General features: G+C 64.6%; 23 protein-coding genes. 7 read left to right on the top strand and 16 right to left on the bottom strand.

Going from position 1 to position 21236, the window contains the following annotated elements; genetic code table 11:
- Nucleotides 1-16 precede the first annotated feature (16 nt).
- Nucleotides 17-1048: an FAD-dependent oxidoreductase gene (locus BBK82_RS44090; RefSeq protein ID WP_065920220.1), complete on the bottom strand. Its 1032-nt coding sequence runs from the start codon at nucleotides 1046-1048 to the stop codon at nucleotides 17-19.
- A 236-nt stretch (nucleotides 1049-1284) separates the two neighbouring features.
- On the opposite strand from BBK82_RS44090, the gene BBK82_RS44085 reads away from it, so the two are divergent.
- Nucleotides 1285-1650, top strand: coding sequence for a hypothetical protein (locus tag BBK82_RS44085; protein WP_154697872.1), 366 nt, complete (start codon nucleotides 1285-1287; stop codon nucleotides 1648-1650).
- Between the two features lie 39 nt (nucleotides 1651-1689).
- Here the strand turns inward: BBK82_RS44085 and BBK82_RS44080 are convergent, their stop codons facing one another.
- Nucleotides 1690-2073, bottom strand: a complete 384-nt coding sequence (locus BBK82_RS44080) for a RidA family protein (RefSeq protein WP_065920218.1) — start codon at nucleotides 2071-2073, stop codon at nucleotides 1690-1692.
- Nucleotides 2074-2168: 95 nt separating this feature from the next.
- Here BBK82_RS44080 and BBK82_RS44075 point away from each other — a divergent pair, with 95 nt between their 5' ends.
- Complete coding sequence (locus BBK82_RS44075; protein ID WP_065920217.1) at nucleotides 2169-2543, top strand: winged helix-turn-helix transcriptional regulator; 375 nt, start codon at nucleotides 2169-2171, stop codon at nucleotides 2541-2543.
- Between the two features lie 13 nt (nucleotides 2544-2556).
- On the opposite strand, the gene BBK82_RS51270 is transcribed toward BBK82_RS44075, so the two are convergent.
- Nucleotides 2557-2697: a hypothetical protein gene (locus BBK82_RS51270; protein WP_154697871.1), complete on the bottom strand. Its 141-nt coding sequence runs from the start codon at nucleotides 2695-2697 to the stop codon at nucleotides 2557-2559.
- 264 nt (nucleotides 2698-2961) lie between these two features.
- Complete coding sequence (locus BBK82_RS44070; protein WP_065920216.1) at nucleotides 2962-3555, bottom strand: hypothetical protein; 594 nt, start codon at nucleotides 3553-3555, stop codon at nucleotides 2962-2964.
- A 267-nt stretch (nucleotides 3556-3822) separates the two neighbouring features.
- Here BBK82_RS44070 and BBK82_RS44060 point away from each other — a divergent pair, with 267 nt between their 5' ends.
- Nucleotides 3823-4713 carry an RHS repeat-associated core domain-containing protein gene (locus BBK82_RS44060; protein ID WP_065920214.1) on the top strand — a complete coding sequence of 297 codons (891 nt, stop codon included), beginning with the start codon at nucleotides 3823-3825 and terminating at the stop codon, nucleotides 4711-4713.
- Between the two features lie 18 nt (nucleotides 4714-4731).
- Nucleotides 4732-4896 carry a hypothetical protein gene (locus tag BBK82_RS51265; protein WP_154697870.1) on the top strand — a complete coding sequence of 55 codons (165 nt, stop codon included), beginning with the start codon at nucleotides 4732-4734 and terminating at the stop codon, nucleotides 4894-4896.
- A 196-nt stretch (nucleotides 4897-5092) separates the two neighbouring features.
- Here the strand turns inward: BBK82_RS51265 and BBK82_RS44055 are convergent, their stop codons facing one another.
- Nucleotides 5093-5299, bottom strand: a complete 207-nt coding sequence (locus BBK82_RS44055; protein WP_065920213.1) for a hypothetical protein — start codon at nucleotides 5297-5299, stop codon at nucleotides 5093-5095.
- A 119-nt stretch (nucleotides 5300-5418) separates the two neighbouring features.
- Between BBK82_RS44055 and BBK82_RS51260 the strand changes: the two genes are divergently transcribed.
- Nucleotides 5419-5577 carry a hypothetical protein gene (locus BBK82_RS51260; protein WP_154697869.1) on the top strand — a complete coding sequence of 53 codons (159 nt, stop codon included), beginning with the start codon at nucleotides 5419-5421 and terminating at the stop codon, nucleotides 5575-5577.
- Between the two features lie 568 nt (nucleotides 5578-6145).
- On the opposite strand, the gene BBK82_RS51255 is transcribed toward BBK82_RS51260, so the two are convergent.
- The 3 genes from BBK82_RS51255 to BBK82_RS51250 form a co-directional block, all read right to left on the bottom strand.
- Nucleotides 6146-6550: a hypothetical protein gene (locus BBK82_RS51255; protein ID WP_154697868.1), complete on the bottom strand. Its 405-nt coding sequence runs from the start codon at nucleotides 6548-6550 to the stop codon at nucleotides 6146-6148.
- A gap of 14 nt (nucleotides 6551-6564) precedes the next feature.
- Nucleotides 6565-7656, bottom strand: coding sequence for a NucA/NucB deoxyribonuclease domain-containing protein (locus BBK82_RS49475; RefSeq protein WP_170068072.1), 1092 nt, complete (start codon nucleotides 7654-7656; stop codon nucleotides 6565-6567).
- A 254-nt stretch (nucleotides 7657-7910) separates the two neighbouring features.
- On the bottom strand, nucleotides 7911-8549 hold the full coding sequence (locus BBK82_RS51250) for an FG-GAP repeat domain-containing protein (protein WP_170068071.1): 639 nt from the start codon (nucleotides 8547-8549) through the stop codon (nucleotides 7911-7913).
- A gap of 2889 nt (nucleotides 8550-11438) precedes the next feature.
- Here BBK82_RS51250 and BBK82_RS44050 point away from each other — a divergent pair.
- The gene (locus BBK82_RS44050) at nucleotides 11439-12353 is read left to right on the top strand and encodes a hypothetical protein (protein ID WP_154697866.1); all 915 of its coding nucleotides are present in this window, start codon (nucleotides 11439-11441) and stop codon (nucleotides 12351-12353) included.
- Between the two features lie 208 nt (nucleotides 12354-12561).
- Here the strand turns inward: BBK82_RS44050 and BBK82_RS49470 are convergent.
- The 5 genes from BBK82_RS49470 to BBK82_RS56530 all read right to left on the bottom strand — a co-directional run bounded on the left by BBK82_RS49470 (nucleotide 12562) and on the right by BBK82_RS56530 (nucleotide 18689).
- Nucleotides 12562-13382 (bottom strand): IS5 family transposase gene (locus BBK82_RS49470; protein WP_154697865.1). Its coding sequence is split into 2 segments (ribosomal slippage): nucleotides 12562-13022 and nucleotides 13022-13382, totalling 822 coding nucleotides; the frame shifts between segments, so codons are not numbered across the junction.
- A 168-nt stretch (nucleotides 13383-13550) separates the two neighbouring features.
- The gene (locus BBK82_RS51245; RefSeq protein ID WP_154697864.1) at nucleotides 13551-13712 is read right to left on the bottom strand and encodes a hypothetical protein; all 162 of its coding nucleotides are present in this window, start codon (nucleotides 13710-13712) and stop codon (nucleotides 13551-13553) included.
- A 362-nt stretch (nucleotides 13713-14074) separates the two neighbouring features.
- A complete protein-coding gene (locus tag BBK82_RS44035) occupies nucleotides 14075-14809 on the bottom strand; it encodes a serine peptidase (RefSeq protein WP_154697863.1) in 735 nt (244 codons plus the stop codon).
- Nucleotides 14810-14871: 62 nt separating this feature from the next.
- The gene (locus tag BBK82_RS44030) at nucleotides 14872-17802 is read right to left on the bottom strand and encodes an NACHT and WD repeat domain-containing protein (protein ID WP_071812802.1); all 2931 of its coding nucleotides are present in this window, start codon (nucleotides 17800-17802) and stop codon (nucleotides 14872-14874) included.
- 59 nt (nucleotides 17803-17861) lie between these two features.
- Nucleotides 17862-18689, bottom strand: coding sequence for a caspase family protein (locus BBK82_RS56530; RefSeq protein ID WP_065920209.1), 828 nt, complete (start codon nucleotides 18687-18689; stop codon nucleotides 17862-17864).
- 710 nt (nucleotides 18690-19399) lie between these two features.
- Here BBK82_RS56530 and BBK82_RS51240 point away from each other — a divergent pair.
- Nucleotides 19400-19540 (top strand): hypothetical protein, encoded by a 141-nt coding sequence (locus BBK82_RS51240; protein WP_154697860.1) that lies wholly within the window; start codon nucleotides 19400-19402, stop codon nucleotides 19538-19540.
- Here the strand turns inward: BBK82_RS51240 and BBK82_RS44020 are convergent.
- The 3 genes from BBK82_RS44020 to BBK82_RS44010 all read right to left on the bottom strand — a co-directional run bounded on the left by BBK82_RS44020 (nucleotide 19537) and on the right by BBK82_RS44010 (nucleotide 21075).
- The gene (locus tag BBK82_RS44020; protein WP_065920208.1) at nucleotides 19537-19956 is read right to left on the bottom strand and encodes a MarR family winged helix-turn-helix transcriptional regulator; all 420 of its coding nucleotides are present in this window, start codon (nucleotides 19954-19956) and stop codon (nucleotides 19537-19539) included. The two genes, BBK82_RS51240 and BBK82_RS44020, sit on opposite strands and share 4 nt — an antisense overlap.
- A 92-nt stretch (nucleotides 19957-20048) precedes the next feature.
- Entirely contained in the window at nucleotides 20049-20234 is a 186-nt protein-coding gene (locus BBK82_RS44015; RefSeq protein WP_065920207.1) for a VOC family protein, read from the bottom strand.
- A 610-nt stretch (nucleotides 20235-20844) separates the two neighbouring features.
- Nucleotides 20845-21075, bottom strand: coding sequence for a hypothetical protein (locus BBK82_RS44010; protein ID WP_154697859.1), 231 nt, complete (start codon nucleotides 21073-21075; stop codon nucleotides 20845-20847).
- Nucleotides 21076-21236: the final 161 nt, after the last annotated feature.

Genomic DNA, 21236 nt, shown 5'->3' with positions numbered 1-21236 from the left:
GGCAGGGCGGTGGTGGTCAGGTGAACAGGATCCTGGCCGCCACCGCCCGCCCCAGCCACGTCCGCAGCCCGGTGAACGCCGCCTCTGCCACGCCTGGTTGCCTGACCATCGACAGTCCCCGCCGCATCGCCTTGCGCACCAGGTAGCGCCGTCGCAGGTTCGCCCCGTCGTAGTGCTCCAGCACGTACCTGTTGCCGCTGCGCAGGTAGTCGAACGTCACCGACGCCGCCAGCTCCGACATCCGCATGCACGGGTCGAGCCCGCCCGCGGTCAACGGTGACACCGCTCCCGCCGCGTCGCCGACCAGCAGACCCTCGGTGTTCACGATCCGGCGCAGCACACCGCCGACCGGGATCGGCCCGCCCCGCCGCCTGACCGGGCCGGTGGGTGCCGGGGTGGGAAAGCTGTCCTTGAACCGTTGCAGCAGTTGGGGAAGTGGCGCCGTGAACCGGTCGGCGCGACCCGCCAGCCCGATGTGCGCGTGCTCGCCGTCGTCGATGACCCACGCGAGGTAGCCGGGGGCGAGGCGCGGGTCGAGCACGCAGTGGAACGTGGGCGTTGTGCCGGAGGCGACCGGGTAGACCTCTTCGATGCCGGTGATCATCGTCCGGTTCACGTCGAGGCCGAGCTGCCGCGCGACCGTGGACCGCGCCCCGTCCGCGCCGATCGTGAACCGCGCCTTCGTGGCCTTCGCCGGGTAGCTCGTGCCCAGCGTGACCTGCGCACCGGCCCGTTCGGCGTCTTCGACCGCCTGCGCGTAGACGCCTTCCATGTGGCCGACGCGGAACTCGTCGCGAGAGCTGGTGAGCTCTACGGGTCTTCTGAGGCTTGGCGGGTACAACACCACTTTCCGCACCGCCGGGCCCAGGTGCGGCAGGTCGAAGTCCTCCAGCGTGCGCCGCACGAAGATGCCGGTCGTGCGGATGCCGGTGTCCAGGCTTCCGCGCCGTTCGCACACGGCGACGTCCAAGCCCGCCTCGGCGAGCAGGCGGGCGGTGCGCAGGCCGGCGAGTCCCGCGCCCACGACGAGCACGTCCACGGTGTCCATGCCCGACGGTAGACCGCCCCGACCTCGCGGTTTCCTCTTCGCCGCAACACTTTCACCGAACCTGCACAGGTTCTCCACACCTGTCAGTCCGGGACATGCCGCTGTCACTGCGTTGACAGTCACCGGGTGGCGTTCGCGGCACCACCAGCTTCACGCACGTCTTCCACGTCATATGAACGCACACCGGAACGAATGAGGTGTTCCCTCCGAGGCGCTGAGAGGTGAGAATCGTTCGCGTGGGGGATGCACACGGGCGAACCGTCGAGAGCAGGGCCGGTGTCGCCGCGTTTCTGGCCGGTGTGTGGCTGATCGCGGCACCACCGGTCCTGCACTTCGACGCGGCGGCGGACGCCTTCGAGCCCTACTGGTTGTCAATGGGCCTGGCAGTCCTGGTCATGCTCCTGGGCATGGTCCGCGCGTTGGCACCACTGGACGTGCCCCTGCTGCGCCCGCTCACCATCGCGCTGGCCCTGACCTTGATCGTCGTGGCGCTGCTGCGCGACGCCGACTGGAACGCCGTCGTCTGGCTCAACCAGCTGGTGGTCGGCGGGCTGGTAGCGCTGACCGCCGCGCTGGCCCTGCTGATCACCTTCCGCCGGTGACCTGCCTCCGGACGGCCTCGAGCTGCTCCACCCGGTGAATCAGTCGATCACCGCCGTCGCCTCGACCTCGACCAGGTGCTCCGGCACGTCCAACGCCGCGACCCCGATGAGCGTGGCCGGCGCGACGGGTTTCACACCCGCCTTCTCGGCTGCTCCGGCGATGCCTTCGAGCAGCTGCGGCATCATGTCCGGCGTCCAGCCCACGACGTACACCCGCACCCTGACCAGGTCCGCGAACGAAGCCCCGACCCCCTGCAACGCCGTGTGCACGTTCAGGTAGGCCTGCTCGACCTGCTTGGCCAGATCCGGCTCGGCATCCCACGCGACCTGGCCGGCCACGTAGACCGTCCTCCCGCTCGCCACGGCCACCTGCCGGTAGATGTCGATCTCGGGCAGGCCTTCTGGGTTGACCAGGGTGATCATGTGCTGCTCTCACTCTCTTGTGGTTACCGGGTAACCGTAGGAGAGTGAGCCTCGACCTGGAAGAACGCACTATTTCGTGACAGAGGAACCAAAAGGTGAGCAAGCAGTTCAAGCTGCCGGAGGACGCCGACCTCGCCCGCGCCGACTCGCTGGCCCGCGAGATCTTCTCCGACGTGGCCAACAAGTGGGCGCTGCTGATCATCGAGGCGATCGGCGACGGCACGCGGCGGTTCACCGAGCTGCGTGCTTCGGTTGACGGGATCAGTCACAAGATGCTTACGCAGAACCTGCGGTTGCTGGAGCGGAACGGGTTGGTGGAGCGGTTCGTGCACCCGACGGTGCCGCCGCGGGTGGACTACACGCTGACGGAGCCGGGGCGGGAGCTGCGGAAGACCGTGGATGCGATGTGTGCGTGGACGACGAGGTACCTGCGGGAGATCGAGACGGCCCGCCGCTCGTTCGACGCCTAGAGAGCTGTGCACGTCAGGCCAGGTCCGGGCGGAACACCCCTCCCAGCGCCGCCACCAGGTGCCCCAGCCGGAACGCACGCTTGCGTTCTTCCTCACTCATCCGCCCGCGCGCCCACGGATCGTTGAGCGACGAACTCGCCCTGCTCGCCGTCATCGACCACTCGCGTGACGCGGAAGCGCTGCTGCGGGATGGATGCACATGGGGTTGCGGCCTGTCCCGGCGTTGCCGGGACAGGCCTCGATCGCGTTCGTGCTGCAGCACGCCACCACATCGCGTCGTCGGGGCTGTGGTCATCCCTTGCACAGCAGGTGGGCTCGGACAAGGCGGCGGTCTGCCACGGCGATGTGTACGTGCTCGAAGGTGCCGCCCAGGACAACTTCCCGGCCAGCGCGGGACTGGTTGTCCGCTGCTCGGTGATCAGGCGGTGGGGATGTGGTGATGGTGGCGGTGGATGGTGGTTCCCGGCTGGATTTCGTACAGGTCGTCGCGAATCTGGATGGAGTTGCGCCGGACGTGCTCTGCCCACTGCGTCGGCCATCGTGTCGTGGTCGGGGACCAGCGCACGCCATCGAGCGGGATCCCGTGCAGGTCAACGTCCGTAAGGTCGCAGGCCACCATGTTGTTCAGCGCTGTGTCCAGCTGGGCGACTGCACTGTCCAGCCAGTGATCGAATTCCTGATTCGTAACACCACGGAAGTCGCTGTCGAGATCGAGCGCGTGAATGAGTTTGCGGGCGACGGTGAGGCCGGGGACTCGGTCGTGAGTACGGGTGTCGGTGATGTTGAAAATCATATCGCGGGCCATATCGTGGATGAGGGCGCTGAGGTGGTGGAGTGCGCGATCGTGTGCGCGGGTGAGGGCGATGTCGCGGGCGCGGGTGAGCGTGATGCCGAGTTCACGGACGCGGTCACGAGCTTTGAAGAGGTCGAGTTCGCGGGTGCGTGTGTGGCCGCCGACGATGACGCGGATCAGGTCGTCGGTCATGTCGTGGTCGATGGCGATGCCACCCACCTCAGGGAGGTTATGGCGAGCGCGCGGGTGAGGGTGAGTGCGAGGTCGAGGGCGAGGTTGACGGCGCGACTGCGGGCGCGGGCGGAATCGGGGTCGAGGGCGGAATCGCGGTCGAGGGCGCTGGCGAGGGCGGAAGCGCGGGCCCCGAGGCTGACTTGGGTGACGATGCCGTGGGTACGGGGGTGATCGGCATGCGGGAGTGCCCGGATGAGGTCGAGGACACGGCTGTTGGCGCTGGCGTAGTCACGGTTCACAACGAGGTCACAAATGAGGTCGAAGACGTGGGCGAGCGGCTGGACGTACCCGGAATCGCGGTTCACGTTCAGTCCCACCAACCAGGTCCTCACCGGCCACGCCGGCACGACCCAGGTGCTCGACGTCCGCTACGACACCAGTCAGCAGACCCAGCCCAGGACGATCACCGAGCCCGCCGGCGGCAACCAGGTCACCCACGTCCTGACGCACACCGCGCTGGGCATCACCGAAACCGTCGACAACGGCAAGCGCTCCAGCTACACCCGCGACACCCAAGGACTGCTCATCGGGCTGAAGGACGGCGCCGGCGCCCGGTACGGGGCGGTCACCGACCACCAGGGCAGCGTGATCGGCCTGGTCGACACCGCCGGCAACCTGGTCGCCGAGTACGACTACTCGCCCTATGGGGCGGTGACGGCGACCGGTGCGGCCGCGGGCGCGAACCCGTTCCGGTACATCGGGGTCTACCAGCTCCAGCAGGGCCAGTACCTGATGGGCTACCGCGTGTACGACAGCGCGATGGCGCGGTTCCGCTCACCGGACCCGACGGGCCAGGAGAGCAACCCGTACAACTACGCCAAGGGCGACCCGGTCAACCAGAGCGATCCGACCGGCGGCTACAGCTGGGCGGACTTCGGGCAGGACGTCGGCTCGAGCGCCGCAGGTCTGGCCTCCGGCGCCATCATCGGCGTGGCCTGCGCCTCCACCGCCGGAGTGGGATGCTTCGTCGGCGCCGCTGTCGCCGGAGCGACACTCGGCGCGGCCGGCGGAGGACTGGGGGCCGCGATCGGCGGCGGTGACTCGGCCAAGATCCGTGACGCCGCGATCAGCGGCGCCATCAGCGGCGCGATCGGTGGCGTCGGTGGAGTCCCCCTCGGCAAAGCCATCAGCAAGGCCAAATGATCGAGCACGAGGAGTGAGATGAATCCCCGGAGTCGCAACGGCATCATAGGCATGGTCCTGGCGGCTGCCGCCTCGTTGACCACCCTGCTGCTCGAACTGCCGTTGGTCGTGCCGATCCTGCTGTTCCTCGGTGCATGGCTGCTGGGAGGCTACGTGGTGTGGAACTCACTGCGTCGTCGCTGATGCGAGGCAGGAAGGGATGTTGATCGGCAACCGCCGGTCGGCACCCTTCCGGCGTTCTTACTTCAGGAGGAACCGAAACGGCAATCGATGCCAGCTGCCGCGGTGTCCTGCCCGGCATGATCAAAAGCCTGTCCCGGCGTTGCTGGGGCGGGCCTCGATCGTGTTCGCGCCGCAGCGCGCCTTCGCGTGCATCGTTTCAGCGAACGTCCTCGCCGTGCTGCACGTGCTCGATCCCGCGCCGGTGAACTTCGGCGCGGCCGCGCTGTCGCTGCCCACCCACGTGCTCGGCGTCAACGAGCTCCTCCGGTATCGCCTCGGACTTGCCGGGCGGCACCGTCTCGATGTGCGTGACGCCGATGGCCGGGGCGGTCGCGCCGGCCTTGATGCCGGTGCTGTCCGTCATCGCGATGCTCGTCGACGAGTGGGGTGCGCGTTGCGGGGGCGGGTGCGCAACGCGCACCCGCCCCGGCCAATCACCCTGCGGAAGTTCGAGTAGAGGCCAGACAACTTGAGGTCGCGTAGATGTGGACGAGGCCTGCCACCGAGTTCTTGGCCGGAGCGCGGATGCACACCCGGTCACGTCGGGTGCTCCAGGTCACCGCGCTGCCGGCGTCGCGCGGTCCAGGCGACGTGGTCGGCGAGCTCGTCGACGCGGGCGACCTGCCAGCGCCCCCAGCGTGATCGGATACCGGCGATGTCGACGTAGGGCGTGCGAGTTCACCGCTGCGCGCTGTGGCCATTATCGACCTTAGGGCAATCGTGCTCGGTGGGCCTCACTTGGCGTCGCATGCAGTATGGTCGTGCCGTGTTCGGTGTTGCACCGGTCTTCCGATAATGCGAGGGACGGCGAACCTGTGGGACGTTCGATGCCAGGATCACGGCCTTGGCTTATCGCGTTGGTTTGCGGAGCGGCCGTCGTACTCGGCGCTGGCGTGTTGGTCGTGACACTGAGAGGGTTCATCGCGCAGGACACGCGTACAGGTCACCTGCCAGTGGACACGAGCTGCGCACAACCAGAGCTCACGAACGGCGAGGTTTTCAGCCGGGGACTTGAAGGACCTTTGGATACCAGTGGCGGAACTGCTGATCGATGGACTCCTCCTGCGTGTCACTCGACATCCGTCGCCGGGGAGGCGGGCACCTCTGCAACCGTGTATCCGCCAACAATGGGCCCGGCCAGCCGCTCCGCGATTCCCCTTACCAGGTGATCGGCCTCGCGGAGCGGCGTTCAACGGCTCTGTCTAATGATTCAGCCAGCTGGAAAGAGCTGAAGATTCCAATGTTCGTTGATGCCTTCTCGTAATTTGATTCCGAGGTGGAATTTGTTCCACGGCAGTGGAATCTCCCAGCGTTCCGAGCGACCTAAGGTCAACTCTGTTACGTACACATGGGGTGTGTTCCAGTCGAACTGCAACTGTGCCGCTGCAGTCCAGTCGCTAACATCGTTCGACGGGCGACCGTCGAGCACCTCGACCACTACATAAACTTTACCGTCCTCACATCCGGCAAGTAGTTGGACCTGACCATCGCCGCGATCGGCGACGAAGTCTTCGATTTCTTTGGCGTCACCAGGTTGGGGCAGTTCCTCTGCCTCGAAAAGAAAGCATCCATAGGTCACTTGCACGCTTCCCTCGAAGCGGGATATGACGTTCACTGCTCTTCCCACCGTCATCCGCGGAGCTCAACATAGAATTTATCTCGATCGAGGACACGATCCCACTCATACCAGTTCGACAGTTGTGTACCGCCCTCGCGATTGTGTCTCGCGTTGATCAATTTCGCAGAATGAGGTCCACCGCTGTTTGCCCCCTCATAGGTTGAGGCCATTGGATACTCATCGCATTGCACAACCGTCCCTTTCCAGCCGGTTGGATTATCGCGCCTGCAGATGGCACGCGCTGCGTTCCGGTTTTCCTGTATCCGGGTGGTGCTTCTGTTTCGCGTCAGTGGTGGACCGTCCGGCTTTCCGTCTTTGAACCTGCCGGGTGCATGTAGGACATCCTGGGCGTAACGGATATGGTCGACAAGTTCGCCCACTGGATACCCGAGATCGTTCTTGTCGAATGTCAGAAATGGTGTGACATTGTTGAAGATGCATGCGTTGGTCGTTCTGAACTTCGCCGAATCGCATCGGCTGGAAATTATGTTGCCCGCAACTGCGACATCGTCTCCGAGATGACCGGTGCCACCGAATCCCCTGAACTGGGACCAGGTGTTCAAAGGTGCTACTGCATCTCCTGGCAGATTGAAGTTCTCCTTGCTTGTGTCGGTGATTACAGTCTCGAAGTAGTTATTCCGTTCTTCTTTGATATCACGGATAGAAACGCCGCTTGCGGGTATATGATGTGATGTGCAGCTTGAAGCCGTACCTGCGCTAGAGCATTCGGCGACCATCAACACTTTCGCGTCGTCTTCGTAATTTCCGACCGTCTCAACGACTCTGCCGGTCTTTGAGAAGAACGCGAACTTCCTGTTTCGCGCATCTGCATGGCCGAGCCAGGTGGTGTCGATAGCCGCTTCACGGATGATCTTCGGTTTGCCGTTCTCAAACCTGATTCTTTGCCACACGATGTTGACGGCGCGACACCACTTATAGTGATTGACGGTCCAGCCGCCCGGAGTCTGGGCCTTATCGGCATTTTCCGGTTTTCTGCATTCTTCGGCAAAAGTGATATCATACCGGTTGGGCACTTCGGGAAGCGGGGTGGCTGGCTTGGAAGCGCCAACTTCGTCGACAGTACCGGTTGCGTGATCGGCCATTCTTACACCGTAGAACGGAAAGTCATTCGGGCGTAGTGGAGTTCCGTCGAGGCGTGTCGCGAATGCTCTCGTTTCTTCTGTGCCGTCGAGTGGAGTGACTGAGACGTGTGCATCGGCGTGAGTTGCCGTAGCAACGAGGATCGCGATGACAGAGACAGTGGATAGTATTTTGCGCTGAGGTTTACTGATCATTACCCCTACCTTGCGATTGAATCGACTCGATATCTAGAAGCGGGAACAGGAAGGATGCCGAGCTAGGTGATCAGATCCATCGGACCCCATCCTGTTCCGATTAAAACCGGAGAACGAAAAGTTTCGTTTCCGTCATATCCGCCTGCGTTGGGGTACACGATGAGCTCGCCGGTTCCCGGTCTACGCGCGACAATGTCTGTGAACGGATCATTGGTCACTGTCACTAAACTTTTTACTTCTACCGTGTTCCAGCCCGTGCCAACCTGAACGGGACCGACGAATGTATTGGATCCGTCATACCAGCGCGCACGCGGATACAGCTGCATGGTGCCGTCACTTGCACGCCATCCCATCAGGTCTGGCTTCTCGTCGTCTGAAGTAAGCTCGGCGGATCCCATCCATGCCATGATGTTCCAGCTAGCGCCAATCTGCTCAGGTCCTGCAAACGTGTTCATTCCATCGAAGACTCCTACATTGGGATAGGTGAACAATCTTCCGTCGGGCCATCGGCCAATAATGTCGTTATCGCCGTCACCGGTCACATCGGCGATAGAAATAGATGTTATGTCTCGCCAACCGACATTGACCTCTACCGGTGACTCGAAGGTCGATGTGCCGTTCAATCGACCGGTTCCCCGGTAGACAACTAACGTTCCATCGGTCCTGCGAGCGATCAAATCCGCAGCGAAATCACCGGTCACCTCGGATAGAAAGATCCAATCGAGCCACTGCGCCCCAGATATTACCAAGGTCCTGACGCTGTAAGTGTCAGTCCCGTTGAAGCCTCGATGAGCATATGCGTATATGAGGCCTGTGCTAGCTTCTCGAGCCAATAGATCGGGCCTGCTGTCACCATTGAGATCGTGCCAGTCGATAGGCACTTCAGCGTTCGCAGTGGGATTCAGGATTGGCGTAATTCTGAGTTTTCGGTCAGCCGCTGAAGCAGGAAGCGAACTTGCGAGCAAGAGCAAGAGTATTGCAAGGAATACGATTGGCGATGTTTTTCGATCATGTCTGACAAAATCAGGCACGGTGTCTTGATTCCTTTTCCTGCGAGACTTGCTCTAAGTGCTTCTTGGAGATTCGTGAGTTGAACTCGGCTAACATTTCACAGGTTTCAGCCGCTTACCTGATGGATGCACTCGAGTTTCGAGAAGCTGTTGAGTCGCCATGATTGAGCGTAAGTGCAAAATGATCCTTATTCCCCTAAGTAATCTCTGGCAAACTGCTTCAGCCTAGCAATGCGACGCGGTTTCCGTTGCTCTTGCCCGAAAATAGGCCCCAGGCGGCAGCATAACTGGCAATTGTCAAGCCGAAAGCTTGCGGAGGGTGAATAGCAATGTCTTGCAATAGCCCAAACGAGTGTATCTATGGTCGCTGATCGGCGTCTCGGTCGGCGACCATAGCTCAGTCGGATGCGAAATAGGGCGCCAATAGCTCAGATTTTGTGCTGACAGAAATCTAAACTCAGTATCGCGGCACTGGCAGCCAGCGAATTGACTGGAGCGTGGGTGATCACATGGTCGTCATGTCGCAGAGCGAATTCGGACTGCAGTCGCGTGAACCGTAACTGCTCGAACCGCAGCATCCAACAGCGGCAGGATTCATCATGCCGCTGACACGATGCGCCACGAGGAAGCCGAGTGCGACGCCTACCTCGCCGACATCTACCGGTCTCTGGCGCAGGCCCGCAAGGACCTCAACGAGCTTGACGCCGCCGGCGTGGGTCGGGATTTTGCCGCAACGGGCAACTACGGGTGCATTGTGTCCATACCGGGTTCGGCCGGGGCAGGCGGGCAGTGTCAACGCGCTCACCGGTGCCCGCGTTCTCGATCACGACCGGGCCTACTGATCGCGGACCCGCCTCGCCACGAGCGCGCGCAGTGGCCGCGCGCCGTCAGCGCTGCTCGCGGTAGACGAACTCGTCACCGGCGGTTGTGCTCAGGGCGGCGGTGAGCAGTGCCGTGTGGTCGTCGCGCAGGCGTTCGGCGAAGGAGTGGGCATCCGCCCGCTGCCCGACGGCGGCAAGATGGTGTGGGCGCCGGTGTCCTGCGAGGGCGGCGGGTTGACACCCTGCGCCGTGTCGAGAGCCCGCAGACCGGCAATTCGAAGCCCTGCTGACACGCATGCCGCATCCTCACTCCACCTCGACTACTCCACTATGGACGAGCGATCGGAGACACTCGCTAAGCCGTTTCCCTGACGCTCGCCAGGCCTGAATGGTCAACGGCAAACTTTGTCCCTGCAACGCACTCCTGGAACCCGTACTGGCTCGCCACGTGAGCACGTCCGCCGGGTCGGTGTCCATAAAGGTCGGCGGTATCTGCACCGCGTGGTTGCCCGGCAGCTCCAGTTCCACAAGCAGGGCGCGGCGGACGTCGTAGAGCGTGGTGAGCAGCGACCCGTCCAGGTGCAGCAGGTCGAACAGGAGATAGGCGATGCGCGGCCGGCCTGCCGCAGTTTCTCAACGAGGTAGACCTCGGAGATCAGTCGGTGCGCTGATCATGAAGCACAACGCGGTACCACCGTTTCGACTTAGCTCGATGCGGATTGTCGACAACAGGGGAGTCCCGATTGAAGTTGACCAGCTCGTCGTTGCCCTCCAGCCAGCAGGTGGCGACAAGCGGGGCGCCGCTCGTCATCTCCGTGGCAGGGATCTTGCAGTCCTTTCGTGCACTGTCGTTCGCAGCGCCATGTGACGACGAATGCTAGTGGCGCGTCTCGCAGGTTTGACTCTGCATGTGGGCGTGGCGAACAAAGACGGAGTTTCCGCGTAACTGGATTATTCCGGTGGAACCGGCGCCGACCGCGTTGATCGAGGTCACGCAGACGGACATCCGGCCGAAATCCGTACAGTGGCAACCGTTCGAGAGACTCTGATCACTTTGTCAGTACCGAACGGTCGCGGCGTGATCGCGGGCACACTGTTTCGCACGAGGTTGATAATGAGTGGGAGCAGCTCGGGTTGCCGAGCCTCGGTCTGTGCGAATGGGGCGGCGACAGTGTCCTTCAACTTCTGCGGTGATCGGTAGCAGTAGTCGCGACCGAGGTCTGCTCCCTGACACAGGCCGGAAAACGCGAAGGCGCGGTCGGATGCGGTCGGCTGGCCGACGAGCGGACGCACCAGAGCTTGCTCCAGGCGTGCCTAGGTGGTCGCGCAGGTCACCGGTGATCCTCCAGTGGCTTGAGCTTGGAGATGCGGTGGTCGAGGTCGTCGAGGTAGCCGGTCAGGGACTGTTGCCGGATTGCCGGAACCGGGCCCTATGTGCTGCAGAGGCCGTGAGCTCCAAGGCCTGGTCGCGGGCAAGGGCAAGCCGCAGCAGGTGAATGATGGGTTGGTGGACGTTCGGGCAGCGCAACACATGGTGTGCTAGGACACCAGTCTTCTGACGACGGTGGAGACGGCGACTGAAGCTGTCGGATAGCACGGCGTCGATGTATAGAAACTCCTGTCTTCACACGATCAGGTGACTCTCCCGCGTGTTGTCAACTCCGGTCCACTGGTGGCCCGGTCCACTGGTGGTCCGATCCAGAGGAAAGGGAAACCGTAGATGTTGGGGTCTTGGCACGACATCCGATGGAGGTTTGAGGTGCAACTGCATGACACCCCGGCCTGGATTCCCTACGAGCTTGAGCTGTGGCTGTCTCACGGCGAACCTGAGTGGCGCGACTGCCTCGGCGTGCACGAGATGACCGACTGCACGGACGACCCGGTTGAGGTTGCGACTCGGCAGCTGGACGAGTCACTCGAGGTGTTGGCCGGGTACGGGCGGCGCATCGGGATTCGAGGGGTTCGCATCATCATGTGGACCGGGCCGAACACCGACGGTGGGCCCGACATCGTCATCCCGGCGACACGGGAGCAGATGGCGCTCGGGCGGCTGCGGGACACAGTGTCGGACGTCGAGGTCGCGCTGCGGGAGGTCGAGAACGCCAGGACACGGCTACGCAACCAGATGGTGGAGTCCGACACCATCGACGGCTTGGGGCGCAACACGATTGCCCGCACGACTGAAGGTGCGCTCGCACGGCGTCTGGTGCTGCAGTTCCTCGCTGGCCACGACCTGGTCAGGACGATCCGCTGGGCTCTGCCACGAGACTGGTCGTCGAGCTGCCCATTACCGGAGGACTTCCTTGAGCCTGGTCAGGAGTACTTAGGGCCGTACTGGTGCGGCGCGGTAATGATCAGCCTCGATGTCTCCGGAACGGTCGAGCTCTGCTTGGTGGACTCTGAGCCGGAGCCAGATCTGTACGACCCTGGCATGTACTTCGACGAGAACGCCCTGGTCGAATACCGTCGAGGCGCACGCCTCCGTGCACAGGACAACGCCGAGGTCGTGCTGCCGCTGCTGCACCGGGCCAGCCTGCGGCTGAGCACTTCGGACGGCACCGACGCGACTGTGGACGACCTTGCCGCGACCCACCTCGGCGGCCAACTCACCGTCACCAAGCTGCCTCCGCCGCAACAGCCGGCGCTGACCTCGGCGGGTACCGAGCGGGCGTGACGATCGTGATAGAAGAGGTCGAGACGCGTCTCGCCCCACGCCGCCGGAAATAGGTTTCACTCCAGTAACTCGGGCCGAGGCAGGTGCTAGAGACTTGCTGATCGCAGCGCGTGCGGCGCGATTCACGCGGCGGTGGTCCCAGCACAGTCGAGGTGCCCGGTGAGTCCCTGACCGGCCCGGCGCGGGCTGCGTTCAGCGGCTTGAGGTCCTAACAGAATCGTTGGACGTGGCGGTAGCAGATGATGCAGGTGGCGAGGCCGAGGAAGGCTTCGTGGATGTCATCGCGGCGTTCCCAGCGGATGCGTAGGCGCTTCATGCCGTGGTACCAGGCGATTGTGCGCTCCACGACCCAGCGGACTGTTCCCAGGCCGGAGCCGTGTGATTCGCCGCGACGGGCGATCCGAGGCGGGATTTCCCTGGCGCGCAGGCGTCTGCGGTACTTGTCGTGGTCGTAGCCGCGGTCGGCGTAGACCGTCGTCGGGCGTCGGCGGGGCCGATCTCGTTTGCCACGCACGTTGGGCACCGCGTCCAGCAGCGGCTCCAGACCGGTGACGTCGTTGCGGTTATCGCCGGTGAGCAGGACCGCGAGCGGGATGCCGCCGCCGTCGGTCAGGACGTGGTGCTTGGAGCCCGGCCGGGCGCGGTCGACCGGGCTCGGCCCGCTTTTGGGCCACGTCGAGCAGCACGGACATGCGATGTGTCGATCACTGCCCGGTCCCGGTCGAGCCTGCCGGCCACGTGCAACTCCGCGAGCAGAACCTCGTGCAGCCGCGACCACACGCCCGCCTCGTTCCAGTCACGCAACCGCCGCCAGCAGGTCATCCCGGAACCGAAGCCCAACTCCTGTGGCAGGAACTCCCACTGGATCCCGGTGTGCAGCACGAACAGGACTCCGCACAACACCTGCCGGTCCGGCACCCGCTTACGACCAGGGTTACGCGGCCTGCGCGGCACCACCGGCAACAACGGCTCGATCCGCTCCCACAGATCGTCCGAGACGATCCACGGCGGCGACTGCCCCCTCCTCACGGCCAAACATGATCCACATCCGACCCGCTGCACGCCAGCACGGTGATCATTCTGTTAGGACCTCTTATTGCTCATCTGTGCCCTTGGGACCCGGCCGACACCTCCGCGGCGTTCGCGGAAGCGAGTTGCCCTGGTACAGGCCGAAGGCCAGATGTGTCGGCCGCCGTGTCATCGCCGACCTGCAACGGCGACAGGCCCGACAAAATCGACTTTCTCCCTCGACTGATCCGCGCGGTTCAGTCCGTTGACGACCGGAACACCGCGCTGGTGGAGTTGATTTAAGAAGCTGCGCGAGCGCCGCCAGCGCTGCGCGAACACCGCGACCATCATGGTCGCGACATTCGGGAGGACATCCCGGTGAGTGACCTGATCTCAAACTCACCTGGCATGGGGCTGCTTAGCCATGCGTAACGTCGCGACGCACCACCGCGACCTCAACGGCCGGATTCGGCCGTAGTCATGACGAACGAGCTGTAGCCAACCGGCTGTCCACGCCGCACAGCTGCTCAAGCGCAAACGTGGCGAGGCTTTGGCAGCATGGAGGTTGTGGTGCCGGCGGTTCAGCCGGATCGCGGCGTGCTGCGCCGCGAGCGAATTCCAGGCGCGACCGTTGTCGGAGACGGAGTACGGCTCCGAGGATGGGCCGCGAGACCAAGGGTACGGTCTGGCAGACCGTTGCTGTCGGCTGCTGTTCAGCGTCGATTCGTCAGCAGCGCCGCCACGTCGGCGTTGCGCAAATAGTTGACCATTCGGTGGAAGTCCACGTCGTGGATCACCACCTCGAGGTCCTTCTCGACGCCATCGAAGTGCCCGCGTAGTCCGCCGCGTGGTATTGCGACGATGTCGCCAACGTCCGCGACGTTTATCCAGTGGCGGACCCGTGGCGGCGCGCCTCCGGTGGCCGGTTCGAGACGGGGCAGGATGATCGTTGGCATGGCCAAAGGGCTGCCCACCGTGACCCACAAGTCGATGTCGTGGTCCGGATGTGCCCAGAGGGTCTCGTAGGTCACCACGCTGCCGAGGGAGTGCGCGACGATCACTTTCGGCTGCGTTCTCGCGATCGCGTCCGCCACGGCTCTTCGTGCGGCTGCTCGGCGCGCTGAGTCCGGCTTGGACAGATACGTGTGCACCTCCCTGCAGAACGCGATCGCGAACAGCCTGGCCGTCGTGCCGAACCTCCTCGTCATCCACTCCGCGGCCTGACGTACTCGTGCGGTCAGCGGTCCTTGAGGGATGCTCTGGCCCGACATCAGCTGTTCGGTCCAGCCGATCAGCAACTGCTGCGCCTCCGGCTCCAACATGCCGGGGTCGTCTTGGTCGCTTTGGGCGGTCCCGCGGTGCAGGTGGTGCGCGTAGTAGGCGGCTTCGATCGAGAAGCCGTCTTTCCCGAGCGCTGCGGTCCACTCGCTAGCGAGCAGCGCGGCCACGCTGTCCGGTGACCCGGTGCGTTTAAAGTACTTGTAGTTGCCGATGCCATGTACGCCGAGTATCACGAGCTGCCCTTCCTGGAACCGTCGTAGTGTTCGAAAGCCACAAGCTCGCCGCCCGCAAGCACGAGCAGGTAGCGCCCGCTGACCGTGCGGACGTCGCGTACCGGCCCACCCACCCGTAACGTGTCGACCATCTCCAACGACTCGAGGTCCCACACGTCCACGGAGCCGTCTGAACCACCAGAGAACGCGAGCGGTCGCTGGCCGAAATAGGCGCTGCACAGAACCTCGCTATCTTGGCGGTAACGCCACTCCAGGTCGACGCCCTCCGCCAACCCGAGGTCAGGGGACGAACCCAGCTTTCTGACCCGCACTTCGTAGCCGTCGTGCCACACCTCGACCACACCGGAACCGACGCCGATCCTTGGTGGCGGGTCTGTCGGCGAAAGGTACTCCTTTGCCCACTCGGCCAAGCCGAGGTCGATTACGCGGTCGAAGTGGTCGTGCAGCAGGCTGTACCCCGCACCCGTGGCGACCAGCGTTCCGTCCCGGCCACCGAGGTCGACCGAAGCCAGTTCCCGCGCCACCGCAGCGAGACGAGTCTCGTGCAGCAGTTCGCCTGTCTCGAGCACAACCGCGGCGACTGTGCCGTCGTTCAGGCCCACGGTAACCTCGCCGCTCTCCGCCAGGAACGCAGTCACCACAAGATCTCCGGCGGAGACATCCATCAACGTCGGCAGACGTGACGTGACGACGCCGGCCTCGAACTCGAACCAGTGGGCCTTCCCGTCATCGTCCAAGGCGAGACCGCGCTTCACTAGCGCGCAGAGGGTGAGCTTCCTAATTGGACGATGTGACACCTGCGCAGTGACCTGCCTTCTGCCATCAGGTCCGAAGACCACCACCGTGCCGTCCTCGCACCCGGCTGCTAGCCGCGAGGCACCGGACGTGGCCGCCACCGCCGTGATCTCGCTATGTAGCTGATCGAAGTACTCCCACTCGATGTATCTTTGGAGCTGGGCGAAGATCAGCCATCCGCCTTCAGTACCCGCCACGACATGCCGACCGTCCGGGCTGATAGCGAAGGTCGAAATCGGGTCTTGCGGGACACGAACTGCGTACTCGCGACCGGGGTACGTAAAAACCTTCAACCACACGCTGTCAGCGAACGCGACTGCGACAATCGCGCCCTCGGCGTCGGCGATGGACCACCGGTCGCTGTTAAGGCCTGTGGAACCGATCATGTCACGGCGCAGCGTCACCAAATCGTGCCGGACGATCTCGCCGGCGTGGTCGACGTACACGATCTCGGAAGGGCCTGAAATCGCCGCGGCTCTAACGGGATCAAGATCGTCCTGTTCCCACACTGCCGCATCGCCGAAATCGAGCACCGTCCCCGAGTCACCGAGCGCGAACACAGTTCCGAGCCGTGACAGGAGCACCTTGTGCCCCATGACGTAACCCTCGGTCCGGTGAAGCCGCGGTGGTTGGTCCGGTGCCCACTCCCAGCAGACCAGCCCGTCCGACCCCAGCGCGACGACAGACTCCCCATTACCGGAGATCGCGATCGACTCGAACCTGGACGGAGCGCTGTTCACCTCGGCGCTCCACGCATCCGACGCGAGCGTGCCGAGTGACCAGCGGGGTTGCCACATCAGGTGTGGGCTGCCGGGCAGGTTCGCTGCCCGTCTCGCGAGCGCGCGATTGCCGTTCCTGACCGCGATCAGCGCCAGCTCTGCCGCGTCTTTAGCCTCGGTGCGCAGAGGTGAGCCAGGGTGCAGCACGAAGCCGGGATCGGCCTCGATCTCCTTAACACGGCCCGCTGCGGACGCGTGCTCGCGGACATACTCGAGCACGTAGGGTTCCGCGGCGTTCCAGTCCCGCTGATCCGGAGGCCCGAGCGAGGACACCAAGGCGTCCAGCACCGCGCCCAGCCTCTCGGCTGAGTTCTCGGCGAGGGTGTCCACCAGTCCTTGGTGAAACAGGCGGTAGACGTTACTGCGATCAGGAGCCAGCGACTGCCGCACGTAGAACCGCGCGACATTGAGAGCGGACCGGATCTGTCCTGTGGTCGGACGCGTGCCGGCCGGTGCGAAGGCAGCGGCGACCCTGGTAAGCACCGAAACCGGCATCCCGCTGCCGCGCGCATAGGCCAACGCGGTCAGCACCGGTCGCAGCCACAGCGCGTCGCTTTCCAGCCGCAGATCAAGATCCAGCACGCCCCGAAGATCCACGGGAACTTTCGCACCTTCCTGCGCCGCAGCAGCGGCATCAGTGACCACGCGATCTGCGTTAACAGTCATGAAGTAACGCGTATACAGTCCGGCCACCAGGAACGGACCCGAGAGGCGCCCGCCGCCGACGTCCGGCGTCGCCAGCACGCTTGCCACGGCCTGTGCGAACGCTCCGACCGCGCCACCCTGCTTCCGGTACTCCGAGGTGGTACGCAGCAGGCCCTGCACGTAGTGCAGAAGGTCATCCTCGAGCACGTCTTGCTCGACCTTGTCCAGGTTGATCATCCATCCGCAGTCAAACAGCGGCTGGTAATCCTCGTAGAGGCGCGCGCCGACGAGCAGTCGCACTGGGTTGCCACGTGTTTTCTCTGAGATGAGCGGCAACAACAACTCGTTGATCAACCGCTGCGGGTCGTCAGTCTCGTCCAGGGCATCGACGACGAGCACCGGCCGAGTCGGGCGTGTGCGTAATGCGTCGATGAGCTCCGCAGCCGTCAAGTTCTCGGGCAAGTCCAGCTGGCGTGCGATCGAGGCGGTGACGGCACCAAGAACCCTCTCGCGCGCGTGTACCGCTGCCAGATCATTGATCCGTACGGGCGCCTGGACGATCTGTCCCCAGATCGGCCTGGTGGGCTCGCGCAACGATCGGTGGGCCGCGCAAACCAGCACGCCGAGCAGCGCCGACTTTCCCGCGCCTGGACTGCCGGTTACCACGCAAAGCGGCGCGGAACCGTCGCCGCTGAGCCACGGCGACACCTGGCGGAGCTCGCGATCACGGCCGGTGAAACAGCCGACCAGCTCGGAACCCGCAGCCGTTAGCCGTCCGAGGCCAGTCGCGCGTTCCAGGAAGTGCCTGGGGTCCAGCCCCTCATCGAGATCGTCGAGGAACGGCAGCAGACCTGAATCGACCGAGGCGCGCAGCCGCGGCTTGGAGGTTGGGTCGTAAGCGGGATTGGGGAAAAAGGGCGGTTCGACGCGCGAGCTGATGTCCACAGGCTTGCGGTCACCTGCTGCGGGAACGAGTCCACTTCGGCAGCCAGACGGTTCACCTCAGCGCGGACAGCAATGGCGAACGTAGCCAGCGGAACGTGCGGCAGGCTGGGATCGATGTCCAGCTCGCCCGCCCGCAGCGCCTTCAGCACGGAGATCACGGCCTGGGTGAACCGTCCGTCGTAGGCGGCTTCGCGTTCCCCGCAGGCGGCGATCACCCAACCGCGCAACGGCTCCTCGGTCCGGATCTGCCACGGCAGGCGAGCAAGGGCGCGAGCACCGCACAGGTCGAGGAGGAAGAGCGTGGTGGGCCGATCACCTGCCTCCTGCACAGTCAACCAGTGGGCGATGCTCGCGTTATCGTACGGCTTGCTGTCGCTTCCCAGCGCGAAGACCGTGGACCCGCCTGAACCGGGTTCGCCGTGCGAGATCAGATGCACTACGGCAATGTCGGAGGGCTCTCCAGTGAGCGCATTGTGCACTTCTGCTGCGAGCTCCTTGCCATGCAGGCTTTCCTTGGCAACGACCCTCACCTTGTAATCCAGGTCGGCGAGCACCGCACCGAGTTGGTCGGACAGTCCTGGAGCGAACCCCAGCTGCTCATGGTGGGCAAACGAGCCCACCCCGACCGACAGTGCGCGCCGCGACTCCACAGACCGCTCCTCCCGTGCTGCAAGATCGTCGGAATTCGTCGACAGGCGTTACGCACCTCATTGGATCGGTGGTTCAGGCCGACCTCGCTCGCTGGCTGCATCGGATGCCTGGCGCGCATCAGGCATCCGCTCGGGCGAGATGCTCGAGTTGAACAGACACAGCATTCACGTTCGGCTCGGGCATCGCCGTAACGGTTGCGGTAGGCGCGCGCACTGCGCCCGCCGATACGGACCACCACGCAGACCTGCCGGGAATCCGGGAGTATTACGCGCAGGCGCGGCGCGTATGCATTACGTGACGGGTAGGCGCGGTGAGCCGCTCGTCTGTTGCCGGACGCGCCCTTCGGCACGATGACCTCGAGTACGTCGCCCGCGAACGCAGAGCCGGAGCAACCGCGCCCACCTCTGTCGAGTCACCAAACTTCGCCCACTCCGCGCAGCAATACGACTTCACACCTCACTGGACGTCGACAATGGTCGAACATGGCAGACCGAGAAACTGAAACGAGCGGCGGCGGCGGTACGCCAGGGGCGTTCGCAGCTCTGCGTCGCAACGCACGCGGTCACACGCGCCGAACCGCAGCTAGCGGGCCTTCAAGGGCGCGGTCCGCGTGACGTATCCCGTGTTGACCGATCGCTCGCTGTTACTGCTAGCCTCTCGGCCATGACTTCCTGTGTTCAGATGAACACGGGATCGGTCCCGGGTTTCGGTGTTGGAATTCCAGTACTACACCGAGTTCGACGAGCACATCCTCAGCCGCCGCGACGTCGAGCAGACGCGTGCGCTGGTGCCGGGATGGTTGACGCTCAAGGACTTCCTCGCCAAGCACAAGGCGGAGATCGTGGTCTAACGGCGGTAGGTGCGCGCGACTTCGGTGAAGACCTCCTTGAACGCCGCGAACCGCTCGGCGCCGACCTGGTGGACGAACTGCTCCTCGATGTCGGCGATGAGCCGCTTCGCCTGTGCCATCTGGTCGCGGCCCAGTTCGGTCGGCATCACGAGCTTCGCCCGCCGGTCGTCCGGGTCCGGCTGGCGGGTCACGTAGCCGAGGCGTTCGAGCTCGTCGATCAGGGTGCCGATGACCTGCTTGTGCTGTCCGGAACGTTCGGAGAGCTCGCTGGCCCGGCTGCCGGTCGGCTTGAGGTAGGCCATGACCGCGCCGTGCCGCGGGCGCAGGTGCCCGTGGCCCGCCTCGGCGAGGCGGGTGAAGAGCTCCTTCTGGAAGCCTTGCAGCACATGTGCCGAGAGCACGCCGATGTCCGACATGGTCCGATGTTAACGCGCACCGGGCGAGCGGCTCGGCAGGACGGGTGTGCGGCGGGGTGCCACTCGATCCACTTCGGACAGTCCCGAGCGGCTCACCCCTGCGGTTCGTACAGGCTGAACAGCGTGCCCTGGTCGTCGGAGCAGTGTGCGATCCGCCCGACCTCCGGGACCTGCTGCACGTCGGCCTTGCCACCCAGCTCCTGCACCCGCCGCACCGACGCGTCGAGGTCGGCGGTGTGGAGGTAGACGCGCGGCTGGGTCAGCTGCGCGTCGCGCACGGGTCTGGCGTGATCGGTCGGCGACCACCGCGCCGGTCCACAGTGCGCCGCGGGTTTCCGGAGCTGCTTGACCACGGCTCGCGGTAGGCGTTGTTCCGTTGACGGTGTAGGCGGAGCCGCCGCGGGTACCTCGTGGGTGCCGGGACTGGTTCGCCGGGCTTGGCGGAGGCCGCGCAGATGTGGTCTGGCCGGGCTTAACGCGGTGCGTTGAGCAGTCAGCCTCCGCGCTGTCTGGTTGCGCGGTGCGGGCACTGGCTGTATCACCGACCGCACCGCGCCCTGACGTGCTGGTAGACCATCGCGTCTGACCTTTTGGGATAGGTGGCGGAGTCGGGTGCGGCACCGGACGTGTTCACCGTCCTGGCGCGCGTCTCCATGCGGGCGGCGAACTCGACGATGCCGGATGCACGCCTGTCGTGGTCAGCCGGATCAACTCTTCACGATCCCGGGCCGACAACGTGACCGGCCGCTTGAACCGGGATGCCGTGACCACGGCCTCCCGGCGCTGCGGATCCGTCGCCGCACCCGGCGGCGACTGTCCACCCGGCCCCAGGCCCGCGGCGGGTGGCCGCGTGCCCAGGGCCGTGGTGGTTCTGCGTCAACGCTGTCGTCAGCAGGAGCAGACGCCACCGTTGTTGACACCGGCTACGCCGTTGGAGCCGGCGATGCCGGGGGAGCCGTTGACGACGGTGGCGCCGGCTTCGACGGTGCCGGTGTTGCCCAGGCCGCCCGCGCCAGCCGCTCCGCCGAGACCCCGGCGCCGCCGGGCCGCTGCACCCGGTGCCGCCGTTGCCGCCGGCACCGCCGTTGCCGCCGTTGCCGCCGGTGACGGTGATGGCATCGGCACCGAGACCGCCGTTGACGGCTCCGGAGTTGCCGATGCCGCCCGCGCCGCTCCGCCGACGCCACCGGCTCCGCCGGCTGGGTGGCGCTGATGCCGTTGCCGCCCTTGCCGCCACACCACCGGCGCCACCGAGACCGCCGTTGGCCTTGAGGTGTCGA

The sequence above is a fragment of the Lentzea guizhouensis genome (assembly GCF_001701025.1).
Lineage (GTDB): Bacteria > Actinomycetota > Actinomycetes > Mycobacteriales > Pseudonocardiaceae > Lentzea > Lentzea guizhouensis.
This window is presented reverse-complemented; position numbering and strand designations above follow the sequence as displayed.